Genomic DNA, 16,455 nt, shown 5'->3' with positions numbered 1-16,455 from the left:
CTCAATGCAGGTTCGGCTGGGCGCCCTGGCCCTTTTCATCGATCAGATAACCGCGCCGGAAGCGGTCGAGCCGGAAGGCGCGCGCCGTCTCGTGCGGCTCGTCGCGCGCGATCAGATGGGCGAAGCAGAGACCGGAGGCCGGCGTCGCCTTGAAGCCGCCATAGCACCAGCCGGCGTTGAGATAGAGATTGTCGATATGGGTGCGGTCGATGATCGGCGAGCCGTCCATCGACATGTCCATCACCCCGCCCCAGGAGCGCAGCACCCGCAGCTTGGACAGGCCGGGGATCATCGCGACGCCGGCCTCGGCGACATGCTCGACGGTGGCGAGATTGCCGCGCTGGGCATAGGAATTGTAGCCGTCGATGTCGCCGCCGAAGACCAGACCGCCCTTGTCGGACTGCGACACGTAGAAATGCCCGGCGCCGAAGGTCACGACATTGTCGATGAAGGGTTTCAGCCCCTCCGACACGAAGGCCTGCAGGACGTGGCTCTCCAGCGGCAGCACCATGTCGACCATGGCGGCGGTGCGCGAAGAATGGCCGGCGGTGGCGAGCGCCAGCTTGCCGGCGCCGATGAAGCCTTTGCTCGTCTCGACGCCTGATATCCGGCCGTTCTCGCGCCTGATGCCGGTCACCTCGCAGTGCTGGATCACGTCGACGCCGAGCCGGTCGGCGCCGCGCGCGTAGCCCCAGGCCACCGCATCATGGCGCACCGTGCCGCCGCGCGGCTGGACGAGCGCCCCCTTGATCGGAAAGCGGGCATTGTCGAAATCGAGATAGGGCAGCCGGGCGCGCAGCACTTCGGCGTCGATCAGCTCGGCGTCGACGCCGTGCAGGCGCATGGCATTGCCGCGCCGCGCATAGGCGTCTCGCTGCGCGTCGGAGTGGAAGAGATTGATGACCCCGCGCTGCGAGACCATGGCGTTGTAGTTGAAGTCCTGCTCCAGCCCTTCCCAGAGCTTCAGCGACAGCTCGTAGAACGGGTTGTTGCCGGGCAAGAGGTAGTTCGAGCGGATGATCGTCGTGTTGCGGCCGATATTGCCGGCGCCGAGCCAGCCTTTTTCGAGAACAGCGACGTTGCGGACGCCGTATTCCTTGGCGAGGTAGTAGGCGGTGGCGAGCCCGTGGCCGCCGCCCCCGACGATGACGACGTCGTAGGCCGGCTTCGGCGCCGGGTTGCGCCAGGCGGCCTGCCAGTCGCGATTGCCGCGTAACCCGTGGCGGAGGATGGACAGGGCGGAATAGCGCATGGACGGTCCCGTCGGAGGCTGCGACGGTCGAGCTTTGCGCCGCGCCGCGCCGGATTGCTTGCATAAAAGGGACCGAATCCGTTACCCATAGGACATGCGCTCTTCGAAAGACGCGCCGGTCCGGCGCATCGGCTTTCTCCTCCTCCCCGGCTTCGCCCTGATGTCCTTCGCGGCGGCCAGCGAGCCGTTCCGGGCGGCCAATCTGATTGCCGGGCGCCCGCTCTACGAGATATGCGCCTTCGCCGAGACGCCGGCCGCGGTGCCGTCCTCGGGCACCGCGACGGTTCCGGCAGCGGCCCTGCCGGCGCGCGGCAGCGGGCTCGACACGCTGTTCGTCTGCGCCGGCGGCTCACCGGAAGACTGGCACCGCCCGGCCGTGCACGCGGCCTTGCGCGCGGTCGCCAGCGAGGGTGTGTCGATCGGCGGCATCTCGGGCGGGCCTTATGTGCTCGCGGCAGCCGGGCTGCTCGCCGGGCGACGTTTCACCATCCATTGGGAGCACGCGCCGGCGCTGCGCGAGGCCTTTCCCGACCTGATGCCCGAGCAGGCCCGCTTCGTCATCGATCGGGACCGGCTGACCTGCGGCGGCGGCGTCGCGCCACTCGACATGATGCATGCGCTGATCGCCGCGCGGATGGGGGCGGATTTCGCCCGTCGCGTCTCCGACTGGTTTCTCCATGCCGACGTTGGGGAAGCCGCGGGGCCGCAACGGGCTTCGCTGGCCGAGCGATACGGCGTCCACCATCCGGCGCTGGTGACGGTGCTGGCCGCGATGGAGGCGAATATCGAAACGCCGCTGTCCCGCGCGGCGATGGCGCGTCTCGCGGGCGTCTCGCCGCGCCACGTGGACCGGCTGTTCGCGCAGCACCGGGCAATGTCCTTCTCCGAAGCCTACCGGCGCGTCCGGCTGGACCATGCGAAGCGCCTGCTGCATGAAAGCCCGCTGCGCCTTGCCGAGATCGCCTACGCGACGGGGTTTTCCAGCGCCGGGCATTTCTCGCGCAGCTTTCGCGCGGCGTACGGATCGAGCCCGAGCGAGGCGCGACGGCGCCGCGGATCCCTGTCGGAGATGGGACGCGTGGTTGCGCAGGATCGCGCCGACGATAGATGATCACCGGAAGGCACGGGGGCGACATGGCGATATCGGACCGAGAGAATGGCGGATCGGACCCGGCGGCCGAGCCACCGAAGCTGCGCCAGGATCCGCACGCGGTCCGCGAGACGCGCGAGAACAATCTCGAGATGGCGATCGGCATCGCGGTTCGGGCACGGCGCAAGGAACTCGGCATCACCGTCGCCGACCTCGCCAGCGCCACGGGCCTGTCGCTCGGCATGTTGTCGAAGATCGAGAACGGCAACATCTCGCCCTCGCTCACCACGCTGCAGTCACTCGCCAGGGCGCTTGGCCTGCCGATCACCGCCTTCTTCCGGACTTACGAACAGGTGCGCAATGCCGTCTTCGTGCCAGCCGGCGAGGGCGTGGAGCTGGAGCGGCGCGGCACGCGGGCCGGCCACCAGTACAATCTCCTCGGCCACATCCACGAGAACACCAGCGGCGTCACGGTCGAGCCGTATCTGATCACGCTCACCACCGGCTCGGACGTCTTCCCGACCTTCCAGCATGCCGGCATGGAGTTTCTGCACATGCTGGAGGGCGAGATCGTCTACCGGCACGGCGACCAGCGCTTCCACATGCGGCCGGGCGACAGCCTGTTCTTTGACGCCGACGCCCCGCACGGGCCGGAGGAACTGGTGAAGCTGCCGAGCCGCTATTTGTCGATCATCGCCTATCCGCAGGCCGGTGGCTGACGACCGGGACGGCAACCGCAGCGACATGTAGAAGTTCTGCAGAAGAAATAATTATTCCTGAGGAGGTGACTTCTCCGACAGATATGGCATAGGTTTCATCCGGGTTGCGGATGGAAGGGATCAGCCATGTGCGGGATCGTCGGACTGTTTCTGAAAGACAAGGCGCTGGAGCCGCAGCTTGGCATGCTCCTCGCCGACATGCTGGTCACCATGACCGATCGCGGGCCGGATTCGGCCGGGATTGCCATCTATGGCCATGAAACCGACGGAACGGCCAAGCTCACCGTGCAGTCCGCGACGCCCGAGCAGGACTTTGCCGGGCTCGAGGCGAAGCTTGCCGACGCCTCAGGCGGAACTGCGCGCGTCACAGTGAAGAGCACCCACGCGGTGATCACCGTCCCGGCCGAGCGGCTCGACGCCGTGCGCGCGGCGCTCGACGCCGCGGACATCCGCATCATGGGCGCCGGCGCCAGCGTCGAGATCTACAAGGAAGTGGGCCTGCCGAAGGATGTCGTCGCCCGTTTCGGCGTCGCCGCGATGAGCGGCACGCACGGCATCGGCCACACCCGCATGGCGACCGAATCCGCCGTCACCACGATGGGCGCCCATCCGTTCTCGACCGGCGCCGACCAGTGCCTCGTCCATAACGGCTCCCTGTCCAACCACAACAATCTGCGCCGCGGGTTGAAGGCGAAGGGCATGCGCTTCGAGACCGAGAACGATTCCGAGGTCGCCGCCGCCTATCTCACCGCCGAGATGGCGGCCGGCAAGGATCTCGGCGAGGCGCTGACCGGCGCGCTGGGCGACCTCGACGGCTTCTTCACCTTCGTCGTCGGCACCAGGACCGGCTTCGGCGTGTTGCGCGATCCGATCGCCTGCAAGCCCGCCGTGATGGCCGAGACCGACCAGTATGTCGCCTTCGGCTCCGAATACCGCGCCCTTGTCGGCCTGCCCGGCATCGAGACGGCGCGGGTCTGGGAGCCCGAGCCCGCCACCGTCTATTTCTGGGACCACGACAAGGCCGCCGCCTGAACCGTCCGCCGCCCGATCTCCAAGGAAGCACCATGCCCGTCTTCGATCTTGCCGAGACGCCGCTCCGCGAACTGAACAGGGCGCTGCACGCGATCGCGCCCGGCCAGAACGATACGGCGTTCGAGGTTGTGAACCCGCGCGGCGCGCACGCCGTCGCGGTCGGCATCGACGCGCCCGTCTCCGTCGATGTGAAGGGCTCGGTCGGCTATTATTGCGGCGGCATGAACGATGGCGGCACGGTCACCGTGCACGGCTCGGCCGGGCCGGGCGTTGCGGAGAACATGATGTCCGGCATCGTCGTCATCGAGGGCGATGCCTCGCAATATGCCGGCGCCACCGGACGCGGCGGCCTCCTCGTGATCAAGGGCAACGCCGCCTCGCGCTGCGGCATCTCGATGAAGGGCATCGACATCGTCGTTCACGGCTCGATCGGCCACATGTCGGCCTTCATGGCGCAGACCGGCAATCTGGTGGTGCTGGGCGATGCCGGCGAGGCGCTCGGCGACTCGCTCTACGAGGCCCGCCTGTTCGTGCGCGGCGAGGTGAAGAGCCTCGGTGCCGACTGCATCGAGAAGGAGATGCGGGCCGAGCATCTCGCCATCGTCGAGGACCTGCTCGCCAAGGCCGGGGTCGAGAACGTCTCTGCTTCGGAGTTCAAGCGCTATGGTTCGGCCCGTACGCTCTACACCTTCAACATCGACAACGCGGACGCTTACTAGCGCCTCCGGCGCGACGCGCGAGAGACCCCCGGAAGAGGCGACGATGAGCTACTATAATCCCCCGATGCCGCCGAAGAAGTCCGCGACCTTCGACGACCACACGCTGGCCGAGATCCGCCGCGCCGCGGCGACCGGCATCTACGACATCCGGGGCGGCGGCACCAAGCGCAAGGTGCCGCATTTCGACGACCTGCTGTTCCTCGGCGCCTCGATCTCGCGCTATCCGCTCGAGGGCTACCGCGAGCGCTGCGACACCTCGGTGGTGCTCGGCACCCGCCATGCGACGAAGCCGATCCATCTCAAGATCCCGATCACCATCGCCGGCATGAGCTTCGGCGCCTTGTCCGGCCCGGCCAAGGAAGCGCTCGGGCGCGGCGCGAGCCTGGCCGGCACCTCCACCACCACCGGCGACGGCGGCATGACCGACGAGGAGCGCGGCCATTCCGACCTGCTGGTCTACCAGTACCTCCCGTCGCGCTACGGCATGAACCCGGCGGATCTGCGCCGCGCCGACGCGATCGAGATCGTCGTCGGGCAGGGCGCCAAGCCCGGCGGCGGCGGCATGCTGCTCGGCCAGAAGATCTCGCCGCGCGTCGCGAAGATGCGCAACCTGCCGGAAGGCATCGACCAGCGCTCGGCCTGCCGCCATCCCGACTGGACCGGGCCGGACGATCTCGAGATCAAGATCCTCGAACTGCGCGAGATCACCGACTGGGAGAAGCCGATCTATATCAAGATCGGCGGCTCGCGGCCCTATTACGACACCGCGCTGGCGGTGAAGGCGGGTGCCGACGTCGTGGTGCTCGACGGCATGCAGGGCGGCACCGCGGCGACGCAGGACGTGTTCATCGAGAATGTCGGCATGCCGACGCTCGCCTGCATCCGCCCGGCGGTCCAGGCGCTGCAGGAGCTCGGCATGCACCGCAAGGTGCAGCTCATTGTCTCCGGCGGCATCCGCTCCGGCGCCGACGTCGCCAAGGCCCTGGCGCTGGGCGCCGACGCCGTCTCCATCGGCACCGCGGCTTTGGTCGCGATCGGCGACAACGATCCGAAATGGGAAGCCGAATACCAGGAATTGGGCACCACGGCGGGGGCCTATGACGACTGGCACGAGGGCAAGGACCCGGCCGGCATCACCACGCAGGACCCCGAGCTGATGAAGCGGCTCGATCCCTCGATCGCCGGCCGACGCCTCGCCAACTACCTCAAGGTCATGACGCTGGAGGCGCAGACCATCGCGCGCGCCTGCGGCCACAACCATCTGCACAATCTGGAGCCCGAGGATCTGGTCGCGCTGACACTGGAAGCCTCCGCCATGGCGCAGGTGCCGCTTGCCGGCACCAGCTGGATCCCGGGCAAGAACGGCTTCTAGCACTCCACTCGATAGTCCGGCCGGCTCCCGGGCGGAGGCGGTGCGGACCGCACGCCGCCTTCCAAACCGACCGCGATCCGAGGGACATTCCGTGACAACCGACCTCTCCGCCTATGCCGCCGAACACGGCATCCGCTACTTCATGATCTCCTATACCGACCTGTTCGGCGGCCAGCGCGCCAAGCTGGTTCCGGCGCAGGCGATCGCCGACATGCAGAAGAACGGCGCGGGCTTTGCCGGCTTTGCCACCTGGCTCGACCTGACGCCGGCCCATCCCGACCTCTTCGCCCTGCCGGATCCCGCTGCGGTGATGCGGCTTCCCTGGAAGCCGGACGTCGCCTGGGTGGCGGCCGATTGCGTGATGGAGGACAAGCCGGTCGGCCAGGCCCCGCGCGTGGCGCTGAAACGCCTGGTCGCGGAGGCGGCGGCAGAGGGCTTGCGGGTCAAGACCGGCGTCGAGGCGGAGTTCTTCCTCGTCACGCCCGACGGCGGCAAGATTTCCGACGAATACGACACGGCGGAGAAGCCCTGCTACGACCAGCAGGCGGTGATGCGGCGCTTCGACGTCATCGCCGAGATCAGCGACGGCATGCTGGAGCTCGGCTGGCAGCCCTACCAGAGCGACCACGAGGACGCGAACGGCCAGTTCGAGATGAACTGGGAATACGACGACGCGCTCGCCACCGCTGACAAGCATTCCTTCTTCAAGTTCATGGCCAAGTCGATCGCCGAGAAGCACGGGCTGCGCGCGACCTTCATGCCCAAGCCCTTCAAGGGCCTGACCGGCAATGGCTGCCATTGCCACATCTCGGTGTGGGGCAATGACGGGACGACCAACGTCTTCGCCGACGAGACCATGCCCTTCGGCCTGTCGCAGAAGGGCCGCCACTTTCTCGGCGGCATCATGAAGCACGCCTCGGCGCTCGCCGCGATCACCAATCCGACGGTCAATTCCTACAAGCGCATCAACGCGCCGCGCACCGTTTCGGGCGCCACCTGGGCGCCGAACTCGGTCACCTGGACCGGTAACAACCGCACCCACATGGTGCGCGTGCCCGGCCCCGGCCGCTTCGAGCTGCGGCTGCCGGACGGCGCGGTGAACCCCTATCTCCTGCAGGCGGTGATCATCGCCGCCGGCCTCGACGGCATCCGCACGGAGGCCGATCCAGGCCCGCATCGCGACATCGACATGTATCGCGACGGCCATACGATCACCGACGCACCGAAGCTGCCGCTGAACCTCCTCGACGCGCTGCGCGAATACGAGAAGGACGACAGCCTCTGCGCGGCGATGGGGCGGGATTTCTCCACCGCCTACCTCACCTTGAAGCAGCAGGAATGGAACACCCACTGCAGCCAGTTCACGGCGTGGGAGCACGCGACGACGCTGGATGTGTGAACGGCACTGGCGGCCGCTGCCGGCGCTGGACGGGCATCCCGGGACCCGCGCCGACCGTCGATCTTCTCGAGTTTGATGCCCGCAGAAGAATTTCGACGCGTCGCTGGTCATCGCCAAGCTCGCCGTCGTGCCCGGCCTGCCTGGCGAGGTCACCAACGAGCCGCGTGGCCTTACGTCAGAGGAGGACGTTCTCCGGGTCGAGATCTGCCCTGACCGGCACGCGAGGAATCGTCAGCGAGCACCCGAACCCTTCGGCGTCGTAGCGAAGCTCCGCCGTGCCGCCCAACTCCTTTTCGATGCTGAGGTAGAGCAGGCGCGAGCCGAAGCCCTTTCGGCTCGGGGGTTGAACGGCCGGGCCGCTGCGCTCCGACCAGTCGATCGCCAGGACATCCGACCCATCGTCGGGCTGGATCGCCCATCTCACCCGTACGCAGCCACCCGGCTCGGAGAGTGCCCCGTATTTCGCGGCATTGGTGGCCAGTTCGTGGATCACCATGCCGAGCGCCAGAGCCTCCCGCGGGCCGAGGGGAATGCTCAGTCCATCCAGCTGGATCTGCTCCGGGGAATACGGCTTGAGCTCATGCTGGATGATCTCGCGCAGGCAGGCCATCTCCCAGCCGCCGCGGGTCAGCGCGTTATGCGTCTCCGAGAGCGCGATCAGGCGCCCCTCGAAGCTTTTGCGGAACGCCTCCGGCGATTCCGCGCGCTGGGCGGTCTGCGATGCGATCGACTGGATGGTCGCAAGCGTGTTCTTCACCCGATGGTTCAGCTCGTGGATCATCAGACGCTGGCGCCGTTCGCTGTCCTTGACGGCCGAAAAGGCCTCGTGGCGGTCCGTGACATCCAGCACCACGCCGATCATGCGGTGGGGCCGGCCCCGTCCATCGAGAAGCGCCCGTCCCCTGACGTTCACCCACCGATCCGCCTCGGTCAGACGGTATTCGTCATCGTAGTCCGACCCGGTGAACAGGGCATGCTCGAGCACCTGGTCGCGTTTCGCGCGCGCTTCGCCCGACTCGCGGGCGCGAAACCGCTCGAGCGTCAGCGCGTCCTCGCGCTTCAGCCCGAAAATCTCCTTGGCTCTCGACGAGACATGAAGGGCGCTGGAGCGCAGATCGAGCTCCCAATAGCCGACACCGCCGGCCTCGAGCGCCGACAGGACATTGGCCCGCTGGTCGTAGAGGGAAGCCATCAGTGCGAGCAGCAGGATCAGCAGCGTGCCGCCGGTAACCGACGCAGCCAGCATGTATGGCGGCGGGCCATGCGGTTCCACATGCGCCGCCGGCGCGGGCGTGAGTTCGAGGGCCGCCATGGCCGTGTAGTGCATGCCGACGATCGCGGCGCCCAGTGTCAGCGCGGCGATCACGCGCCACCGGAAAGCCCGCTCCCGTCGCACGGCGAGGAGGGCGGCGGTGGAGGCCGCCATCGCGATCACCAGCGAGAGAGCAACCAGGCCAAAATTGTAGCCCATGGAAACGGCGGTGCGCAGCGCGGCCATGCCGACATAATGCATCAGGCAGATACCCACGCCCATCGCGGCGCCGGCCGCCAGCACATGCGCCAGTCGGGCCCCCTCGCGCGCCGCGAAGAAGAAGGCGCCGCCCGTCGCGCCGATGGCCAGAACCAGCGAAACCAGCGTCAGGAGCGGATCGTACTGGACAGCCGAGCCCGGATCGAAGCCCAGCATGGCAACAAAGTGCATGGACCAGATGCTGAGACCCATGGCGAGTGCGGCGATGGCCAGCCAGACAAGCCGTGCCTGACCGAGATTGGTTCGCACGCGGCGGAAAAGATCGAGCGCCGTCCAGGATCCGAGGACGGCGACGACCAGGGACAGGAGAACGAAGATCGGGTCGTGGCTTGCGTGCATTGGGCCCAGTCTGGTCGGCGAATCGCGGCAGCAGCAGCCTGCAGGGCGCTAGGCGTAGCGCAACTAAGTCTGGCGCTGCCACCTTGAACTTGACCTGAACAGCCGGATCTGCGCCGACTCACGGCCGTCTCGATGTCGTTGCCCCTTCACCACGATCTATTCCGAGATCCCTTTTTGCGAAAAGGTGACGCTGGAGCAGACGCCGTCGGGACCTGTGTCGCAGGCCGGAAACGCTTCGCAATTTTCAGGGAAATGGTGCACCCGACAGGATTCGAACCTGTGACCTCTGCCTTCGGAGGGCAGCGCTCTATCCAGCTGAGCTACGGGTGCCCGGGCCGCCGCGCGGGCGGGCCAGATATCGTCACTCGATAACCGATCCGGCCGGCGCCCGCAAGGAAGCTTCGCGCGTCACGGACGGGAAGCCGATGGGCCTTCGCGGCATCGACCTTGTTGTCGGCGCCCGCGTGCGGGCATTGGCCATCGTTCGTCGATCGCGAGCGCTCCTCGCTGCCATCCCGCTGCGCCGCAGCCGGGCGCGGAAATTCCCGTCGCCTTCCGGCGGGCCGCGATCTATAGATGCGCGCACCGGCGCGGGTCTCGCGTCACTGGCTTCCACGATGTCGCACGCCGCCCGCCCCGCCTCGCCCGTCGCCGACCTCGTCCTCAGGCGTGCCGGCCAGGGCGACATCGAGCGGCTCGAGCGGCTCGAGAACGAAGCCTTCGACGCCGACCGGCTATCCCGCCGCTCCTTCCGCCGGCTGGTGAGTGCATCCAGCGCCATTCTCCTCGTCGCCGAGACGGCCGGGGCCGCCCCCGGCGCGCCATTCGCCGGCTATGCGGCGCTGCTCTTGCGGCGCGGCACAGGCCTTGCCCGGCTCTATTCGCTGGCGGTATCGCCGCGGGCGACGGGGCAGGGCATCGGCCGGGCGCTGCTGGAGGCGGCCGAGAAGGCGGCCTACGCGAGCGACCGGATCGCCCTCAGGCTGGAAGTGCGCGAGGACAATGCCCGTGCCCTGTCGCTCTACCGGTCGGCCGGCTACCGCAAGATCGGCCGGAGCCTCGACTATTACGCCGACCACAGCCCGGCGCTGCGCTTCGAGAAGACGCTGCGCGGCGAGACGGCGATCGATACGGGCGTTCCCTACTACGCCCAGACCACCGATTTCACCTGCGGCGCCTGCTGCCTGATGATGGCGATGGCGCGCGACGTGGCGGACTTCCCGCTCGAGCCGGTCACCGAGATCCGGCTTTGGCGGGAGGCGACGACGGTCTTCATGATGTCGGGGCCGGGCGGCTGCGACCCCTACGGCCTGGCGGTGGCGGCGCATGAATTTGGCCTCGATGCCGAGATCCACGTCTCGGAGCCGGGCGACCTGTTCCTGGAAAGCGTTCGCAGCGCCGAAAAGCAGGTGGTGATGGCGCTCGCCCAGGAGGATTTCCGTCGCCGCGCCGTTTCCTACGCAATCCCGGTGCTGATCCGGCCGTTCACCCTGGTAGACCTGCGCGCCGCGATCGCCGCCGGCAAGACGGCGGTGGTGCTGATTTCCGGCTACCACATGTTCGACAAGAAGGTGCCGCACTGGGTCCTCGCCCATGGCGACGACGGACGCCACATCGTCATCCACGACCCCTGGGTTGCCGACGAACGCGGCGAGACGGCTGCCGACGCGGCCAGCCTGCCGATCCCCTACGAGACCTTCGACCGGATCGCCCGCTTCGGCAAGGTGGGGCTTCGGGCGGCCGTCTTCCTCTCCAGACGCGAGGCCTGAGTTCCGTCATGTCGCAATGGGTGGTTCTGGTCGGCCGCGCTGCCGACCTCGACAACGGCTTGACGCCGCACAAGATCATGACGAGTCGCGACTATCTGGCGCGACCCGGCCTGTTCCAGGGCCAGCGGCCGAAGATCATCAACCTCTCGCGCTCCTACGCCTATCAGAGCCGCGGCTACTATGCCTCGCTGCTCGCCGAGGCGCGCGGCCACCGCATCATTCCCTCGGTCGAGACGATGATCGACCTGTCGGAGAAGAAGCTCTACGATAACGCCCTGCCGGAGCTCGACGCCGTCCTCGGCAAGGCGCTGGGCGACGCGCCGCTGCCGCAATCCCCGATCCGGGTGTATTTCGGCTATGGCGAGGATCCGCGCCTCGAGCGCTTCGCCAAGCTGGTGTTCGACTGGTTCCGCGCGCCGGCGCTGGAGATCCACCTGGAAGCCAGGGCCGGACGGCCGGCGATCAAGCGCATCGGCTTCGCCTCGATCGGCAAGCTGGACGCCGGCCAGACGGAGCGGCTGCTGGCGGCAATGGCGAAGCACACGGCGCGCGAATGGCGCGAGGCCAAGGCGAAGACGCCGGCGAAATACGCCTTCGCCACGCTCTACGATCCCAAGGAGACGCTGCCGCCTTCCTCGGTCGCCAGCCTCAAGCACTGGGCCCGCATTGCCGGGCGGCTCGGGGTCGATGTCGAGCCGATCACCCGCAAGGAGCTGCCGCGGCTGGCCAATTTCGATGCGCTGTTCATCCGCGAGACGACGTCGATCTCCAACCACACCTACCGCTTCGCCCGCCGCGCGATGCAGGAGGGAATGCCGGTCATCGACGATCCGATCTCGATGATCCGCTGCACCAACAAGGTCTATTGCAACGAGCTGATGGCGCAGAACGGCATTGCGACGCCGCCCTCGGTGATGATCGGCGGCAAGGAGGACCTGGTGCGGGCGGCCGACCTGCTCGGCTTCCCGATGGTGCTGAAGATCCCCGACGGCTCGTTCTCGCGCGGCGTCAAGAAGGTCGACGACAAGGCCGGGCTGGAAGCGCTGGCGCATGCCTGGCTGGAGGACAGCGACCTCCTGATCGCGCAGAAATTCATGCCGACGCGCTTCGACTGGCGCATCGGCGTGCTCGGCGGCGAGCCGCTGTTCGCCGTGCAGTATCTGATGGCCGGCGAGCACTGGCAGATCATCAACCACGAGGCCGGCGGCCGGCCGCTGGAGGGCGGCTTCCGGGCGTTCCAGCTCGCCGACGCGCCGCCGCACGTCCTCGATGCGGGGCTCAAGGGCGCCCGCTGCATCGGCGACGGGCTGTACGGCGTCGACCTCAAGGAGACCGACGACGGCGTCTTCCTCATCGAGATCAACGACAATCCCAATCTCGAGCACGGCGTCGAGGACGCCGCGGAGAAGGACGAGGTCTGGACCCGGCTCACCCGCTGGTTCATCGACCGCATCGAGCGTTAGCCTGGGCTGCCCGCTGATCCCGCGGGCCCACGGGGAGAAGGGCCGCGAGGGCAAAGGCCCGGAGGGGCATGTCAGATGCCGCGCGCACCGAGCCTGTGCATCGCCGCGATCCAGCTTTCGCGCCGGGCCTTTCCGACGGATTCCACCTGACCGAACAATGTCTCGCGCACCGGCTTGATGCCGACGAAATTGAGGATGTTGCGCCTGAGACACGCGATGCCGTGATTGCGGAACCAGAGCCGGTAGGCCAGCGCCGGCATGCCCATGGTGACGACGATCCGGGCCGAGCGGCCGGCAAGCGCCGGCTTCGGCATGCCCGCGGGTCCCGCGCCGTACAGGAAGGCGAGGCCGGGCCGCATCGTCTGTTCGAGAAAGGCCTTGAGCAGGGCCGGCATGGTGCCCAGCCAGAGCGGAAAGACCAGGACGATGTGCTCGGCCTCGAGGAGCGCCGCGCTGGCCGCCGCCAGGCTCGCCGGTACGCTGCCGTGGAGGAAGTCGTCCTGGCTGCGCAGCATCGGTATCTCGAGTGTCGCGAGGCCGATCTCGCGGACGGTATGACCGGCGCTCTCGGCACCTGCGCGGTAGGCCGCGGCGAGGGCGCGGCAGAGACGTTCCGGCGCCGGGTCGGGATGTCCGACGATGATCAGGATACGGCGGGACATGAGCTGGCTCCGGCTGCGGGTGGCCGTCATCCTGCCCGTGCGCGCGAACGGCGCCTTGATGCTGGTCAAGCGCGTCGATCCGGTGCAGCCTGGTTGCGGCAGATCAAGGCGGGTACCACCAAGGCGCGTATGCTTTCCGGAAGGGGAGAAACCGATGCAACCGCCGCTGCCGATCAGGCACGACGCCGATCCTCAGAACCGCAGGCCGGCAGGGCGCCCCTGGCCGCGCGCGCCTCTTCGGCTGCAGGAACGCTGGCGAAAGCTTCAGGCGAGCGTCGACCTTGCCGAAAGCGTGTTCGCCGAGTGCGACCGGGCGGCGGTAGCCCCCGGGACGCGGCTTCGATGATGCGGGCAGGAACGAGCGGCAGGTATCAGCGCCCATGAACACCCGGTTGCTGCATGGCGCCATGCTGGCCATCGCGCTCGTCGGCCTCGTTGCCGGCGGCGTCTTCTGGTGGCGCGGCGCAGGCGACACGGCAGCGCTCGCCTGGGCGGTCGCGACCGGGCCGGTCGTCGCGGTGCTGGCCGGCTCGATTGCCCTGAAGCTCTGGCAGCGACGGGTCGGCGTCGATGCCATCGCGCTCGTCTCGATGAGCGCGGCGCTGGTGCTCGGCGAGCCGCTGGCGGCGCTGGTCGTGGCGATCATGTTCGCCGGCGGCAACGTTCTCGAGGATTTCGCGATGCGGCGTGCCGAGGCCGACCTGACGGCGTTGACCGACCGCACGCCGCGCCTCGCCCACCGCCAGGCGGACGAGACCTATGTCGACGTTCCGGTAAACGACGTCGAGGTGGACGACCGGCTGCTGGTGCGGGCGGGCGAGGTCTTGCCGGTCGACGGCGTGCTGCTCGATCCGCAGGCCAGCCTCGACGAGTCCGCCCTGACCGGCGAGCCGCTCGCTGTCCGCTGGAAGGCCGGCGACGTGCTGCGCAGCGGCAGCGTCAATGCCGGCGAGGCGTTTCACCTGCGCGCCACGGCTCGGGTCGAGGCGAGTACCTATGCCGGCATCGTCCGCATGGTCGAGGCGGCGCAGACGGAGAAGGCACCGTTCATCCGCATGGCCGACCGTTTCGCCATCCTGCTGCTGCCGCTGACGCTGGCCGTCGCCGGGGCGGCATGGGCGCTGTCGGGCGATCCGATCCGGGGCCTGGCGGTGCTGGTGGTGGCAACGCCCTGCCCGCTGATCCTTGCCGCCCCCGTGGCACTGATCGGCGGCGTCTCGCGCGCCGCCCGCCGCGGCATCCTGATGAAGGGCGGCGCGGCGCTGGAAGCCATGTCGGAGGTGCGCACCGCTCTGTTCGACAAGACCGGCACGCTGACCGAAGGCGGCGCCCGTCTTGTCGCCATCCGCACGGCGCCGGGCGTCGACCCGGTCGACGTGCTGGGGCTTGCGGCCTCGCTGGAGCAGGCCTCGCACCACGTCCTCGCCGAGGCCGTCATCGCCGCGGCGCGCCAGCGCGGGGCATCGCTGAGTCTCCCGTCCGACATCCGCGAGACCCGCGGTGCCGGGCTCGAGGGCAGGGTCGACGGCCGGCTGGTGCGGGCCGGTTCGCGCCAGATGGTGTGGGCCGAGGGCAGCCTGCCCGAATGGGCACTGCCGGGGACCGAAAGCGAAACGCTCCGGATCTTCGTCAGCATAGACGGCGAGCTGGCCGCCCTGCTGCTAATGGGCGATGCGCTGCGGCCGGAGGCGGCTGCCACGGTCGAGGCGTTGCGCAGTGCCGGCATCCGGCGCATCGGCATGGTGACCGGCGACGACGCGGCCACGGCGCACGCCATCGATGCCGTCCTCGGCCTCGATTTCGTCCATGCCGACTGCACGCCGGAAGAGAAGGTCGATGTCGTGCGCGCCGAAGGTCGGCTGGCCTCGACGATGATGGTGGGCGACGGCATCAACGATGCGCCGGCGCTCGCCGCCGCCAGTGTCGGCATCGCGCTGGGTGCCCGCGGCGCCACCGCCTCCTCGCAGGCGGCCGATGTCGTGCTACTCGTCGACAGCATCGACCGTGTCGCCGAGGCGGTCGTCATCGCCCGTCGGTCGCGCGGCATCGCCATGCAGAGCGTCGTCGTCGGGCTGGCGCTCTCCGGGATCGGCATGGTCGCCGCCGCCTTCGGCTATCTGACGCCGATCGCCGGGGCACTGTTCCAGGAGGTCATCGATGTCGCGGTGATCCTCAATGCCCTGCGCGCCCTGTCGGGGCCCCGGTCGTCGGAATCGATGCCGGTCACGCTTGCGCGCCCGGCACGGTCGACCGCCAGTAACTGATCCGGGCGTCACCGAATTGTCTTGAACGGGTGCGGCAGCTGGCCGCACCCGCTCGCTCTTGCCCCGCTGGCAGGCGTGGGCGGGCGGGGTGCGCGCGACCGCAAGAACCATCGTTCACGCGAACGTACACGTTTCATTGACAGTCCGTGAAGAAACCATTCGGCCCTGCACTGGTTAGCACCCCGACGACGATGCACCGACATCGATCATCCGAATAAAAACAGAATAAGCTGCTACTGCAGAAGAAAGACTGATCACAAATGACGAACGTCCGCAATTTCACTATCGCACTGTTTTCCGCAACGCTGCTCTCGGGCGCTGCCCTTGCGCAGGAAGCCACCCCGCAGATTCCGGGTTCGGAGACGACCATCGAACTCGACCGTGCCGATGAGCGCGACGCCGTGGCGGCAACGCCGGGCAACGAGGCGGCCGTCGCCGTGCAGAGCCCCGTCAACGACACGATCGTCCCCGGCAACGAGGCCGAGATCGAGCTGAACCGCGCCGCCGAGCGCGAGGCTGTGGCCGAAGGCGTCGCCGGCGGAACTGTTGGCGCTGCCGACACCGTCTCCGACGTGCTGGTCCCGGGTTCGGGCGCGACCTTCTCGCCGGAAACCGCGCCGGTCACCCAGTCGGGTGAGGCTCTGCAGGACGAGTCGACCACCTCCGCCGTTCAGTAAGCTGGCAACCGGGTCGCTTCGACCCGTCTACCGCTTCATCAAGGGTCGTTCCTCCGGGAACGGCCTTTTTTGTGTGCGCTTCCCGACGATTGGCGAGACGCCATCGTTTGGTGGCGGTGACGGGGATCGCCGGCCCAGCTAGGAAAAGCGACTATCCCCCGATATTC

The 16,455-nt window shown here is 68.2% G+C and carries 14 protein-coding genes and 1 tRNA gene; 11 read left to right on the top strand and 4 right to left on the bottom strand.

The genetic code is table 11. The features are described 5' to 3' along the window. Position 1 precedes the first annotated feature (1 nt). On the bottom strand, positions 2–1,252 hold the full coding sequence (locus GTW51_RS07395) for a sarcosine oxidase subunit beta family protein (RefSeq protein WP_163043252.1): 1,251 nt from the start codon (positions 1,250–1,252) through the stop codon (positions 2–4). 94 nt (positions 1,253–1,346) lie between these two features. On the opposite strand from GTW51_RS07395, the gene GTW51_RS07390 reads away from it, so the two are divergent. From GTW51_RS07390 to glnT, 6 genes are all read left to right on the top strand, one after another. Beyond that, positions 1,347–2,363, top strand: a complete 1,017-nt coding sequence (locus GTW51_RS07390) for a GlxA family transcriptional regulator (protein WP_246232732.1) — start codon at positions 1,347–1,349, stop codon at positions 2,361–2,363. 23 nt (positions 2,364–2,386) lie between these two features. Next, positions 2,387–3,061, top strand: a complete 675-nt coding sequence (locus GTW51_RS07385) for a helix-turn-helix domain-containing protein (RefSeq protein ID WP_163043251.1) — start codon at positions 2,387–2,389, stop codon at positions 3,059–3,061. A 126-nt stretch (positions 3,062–3,187) separates the two neighbouring features. Beyond that, complete coding sequence (locus GTW51_RS07380) at positions 3,188–4,093, top strand: class II glutamine amidotransferase (RefSeq protein WP_163043250.1); 906 nt, start codon at positions 3,188–3,190, stop codon at positions 4,091–4,093. Positions 4,094–4,125: 32 nt separating this feature from the next. Further along, positions 4,126–4,812, top strand: a complete 687-nt coding sequence (locus tag GTW51_RS07375) for a GltB/FmdC/FwdC-like GXGXG domain-containing protein (RefSeq protein ID WP_163043249.1) — start codon at positions 4,126–4,128, stop codon at positions 4,810–4,812. 43 nt (positions 4,813–4,855) lie between these two features. Continuing rightward, on the top strand, positions 4,856–6,184 hold the full coding sequence (locus tag GTW51_RS07370; protein WP_163043248.1) for an FMN-binding glutamate synthase family protein: 1,329 nt from the start codon (positions 4,856–4,858) through the stop codon (positions 6,182–6,184). 91 nt (positions 6,185–6,275) lie between these two features. After that, positions 6,276–7,583 carry a type III glutamate--ammonia ligase gene (glnT, locus tag GTW51_RS07365; RefSeq protein ID WP_163043247.1) on the top strand — a complete coding sequence of 436 codons (1,308 nt, stop codon included), beginning with the start codon at positions 6,276–6,278 and terminating at the stop codon, positions 7,581–7,583. Between the two features lie 175 nt (positions 7,584–7,758). On the opposite strand, the gene GTW51_RS07360 is transcribed toward glnT, so the two are convergent. Together GTW51_RS07360 and GTW51_RS07355 are read right to left on the bottom strand one after the other, a co-directional pair. Further along, a complete protein-coding gene (locus GTW51_RS07360) occupies positions 7,759–9,453 on the bottom strand; it encodes an MHYT domain-containing protein (protein ID WP_163043246.1) in 1,695 nt (564 codons plus the stop codon). 253 nt (positions 9,454–9,706) lie between these two features. Continuing rightward, positions 9,707–9,783: transfer RNA gene (locus GTW51_RS07355), tRNA-Arg, on the bottom strand. A 95-nt stretch (positions 9,784–9,878) separates the two neighbouring features. Between GTW51_RS07355 and GTW51_RS07350 the strand changes: the two genes are divergently transcribed. Continuing rightward, positions 9,879–11,222, top strand: coding sequence for a GNAT family N-acetyltransferase/peptidase C39 family protein (locus GTW51_RS07350; protein ID WP_163043245.1), 1,344 nt, complete (start codon positions 9,879–9,881; stop codon positions 11,220–11,222). A gap of 8 nt (positions 11,223–11,230) precedes the next feature. Beyond that, positions 11,231–12,685: a RimK family protein gene (locus GTW51_RS07345; protein ID WP_163043244.1), complete on the top strand. Its 1,455-nt coding sequence runs from the start codon at positions 11,231–11,233 to the stop codon at positions 12,683–12,685. A 71-nt stretch (positions 12,686–12,756) separates the two neighbouring features. Here the strand turns inward: GTW51_RS07345 and GTW51_RS07340 are convergent, their stop codons facing one another. Continuing rightward, on the bottom strand, positions 12,757–13,347 hold the full coding sequence (locus tag GTW51_RS07340) for an NAD(P)H-dependent oxidoreductase (RefSeq protein ID WP_163043243.1): 591 nt from the start codon (positions 13,345–13,347) through the stop codon (positions 12,757–12,759). Here GTW51_RS07340 and GTW51_RS07335 point away from each other — a divergent pair. The 3 genes from GTW51_RS07335 to GTW51_RS07325 all read left to right on the top strand — a co-directional run bounded on the left by GTW51_RS07335 (position 13,346) and on the right by GTW51_RS07325 (position 16,288). Then, positions 13,346–13,693 carry a hypothetical protein gene (locus GTW51_RS07335; protein WP_163043242.1) on the top strand — a complete coding sequence of 116 codons (348 nt, stop codon included), beginning with the start codon at positions 13,346–13,348 and terminating at the stop codon, positions 13,691–13,693. The two genes, GTW51_RS07340 and GTW51_RS07335, sit on opposite strands and share 2 nt — an antisense overlap. 34 nt (positions 13,694–13,727) lie before the next feature. Continuing rightward, a complete protein-coding gene (locus GTW51_RS07330) occupies positions 13,728–15,611 on the top strand; it encodes a heavy metal translocating P-type ATPase (RefSeq protein ID WP_163043241.1) in 1,884 nt (627 codons plus the stop codon). A 260-nt stretch (positions 15,612–15,871) separates the two neighbouring features. Then, complete coding sequence (locus GTW51_RS07325; protein ID WP_163043240.1) at positions 15,872–16,288, top strand: hypothetical protein; 417 nt, start codon at positions 15,872–15,874, stop codon at positions 16,286–16,288. The last annotated feature ends 167 nt before the right edge of the window (positions 16,289–16,455 follow it).

The sequence above is a fragment of the Aurantimonas aggregata genome (genome assembly GCF_010500835.1).
In the GTDB taxonomy this organism is placed as follows: Bacteria; Pseudomonadota; Alphaproteobacteria; order Rhizobiales; family Rhizobiaceae; genus Aurantimonas; species Aurantimonas aggregata.
Note: the sequence above shows the minus strand (reverse complement) of the source record. Positions and strands in the feature narration are given on the sequence as shown.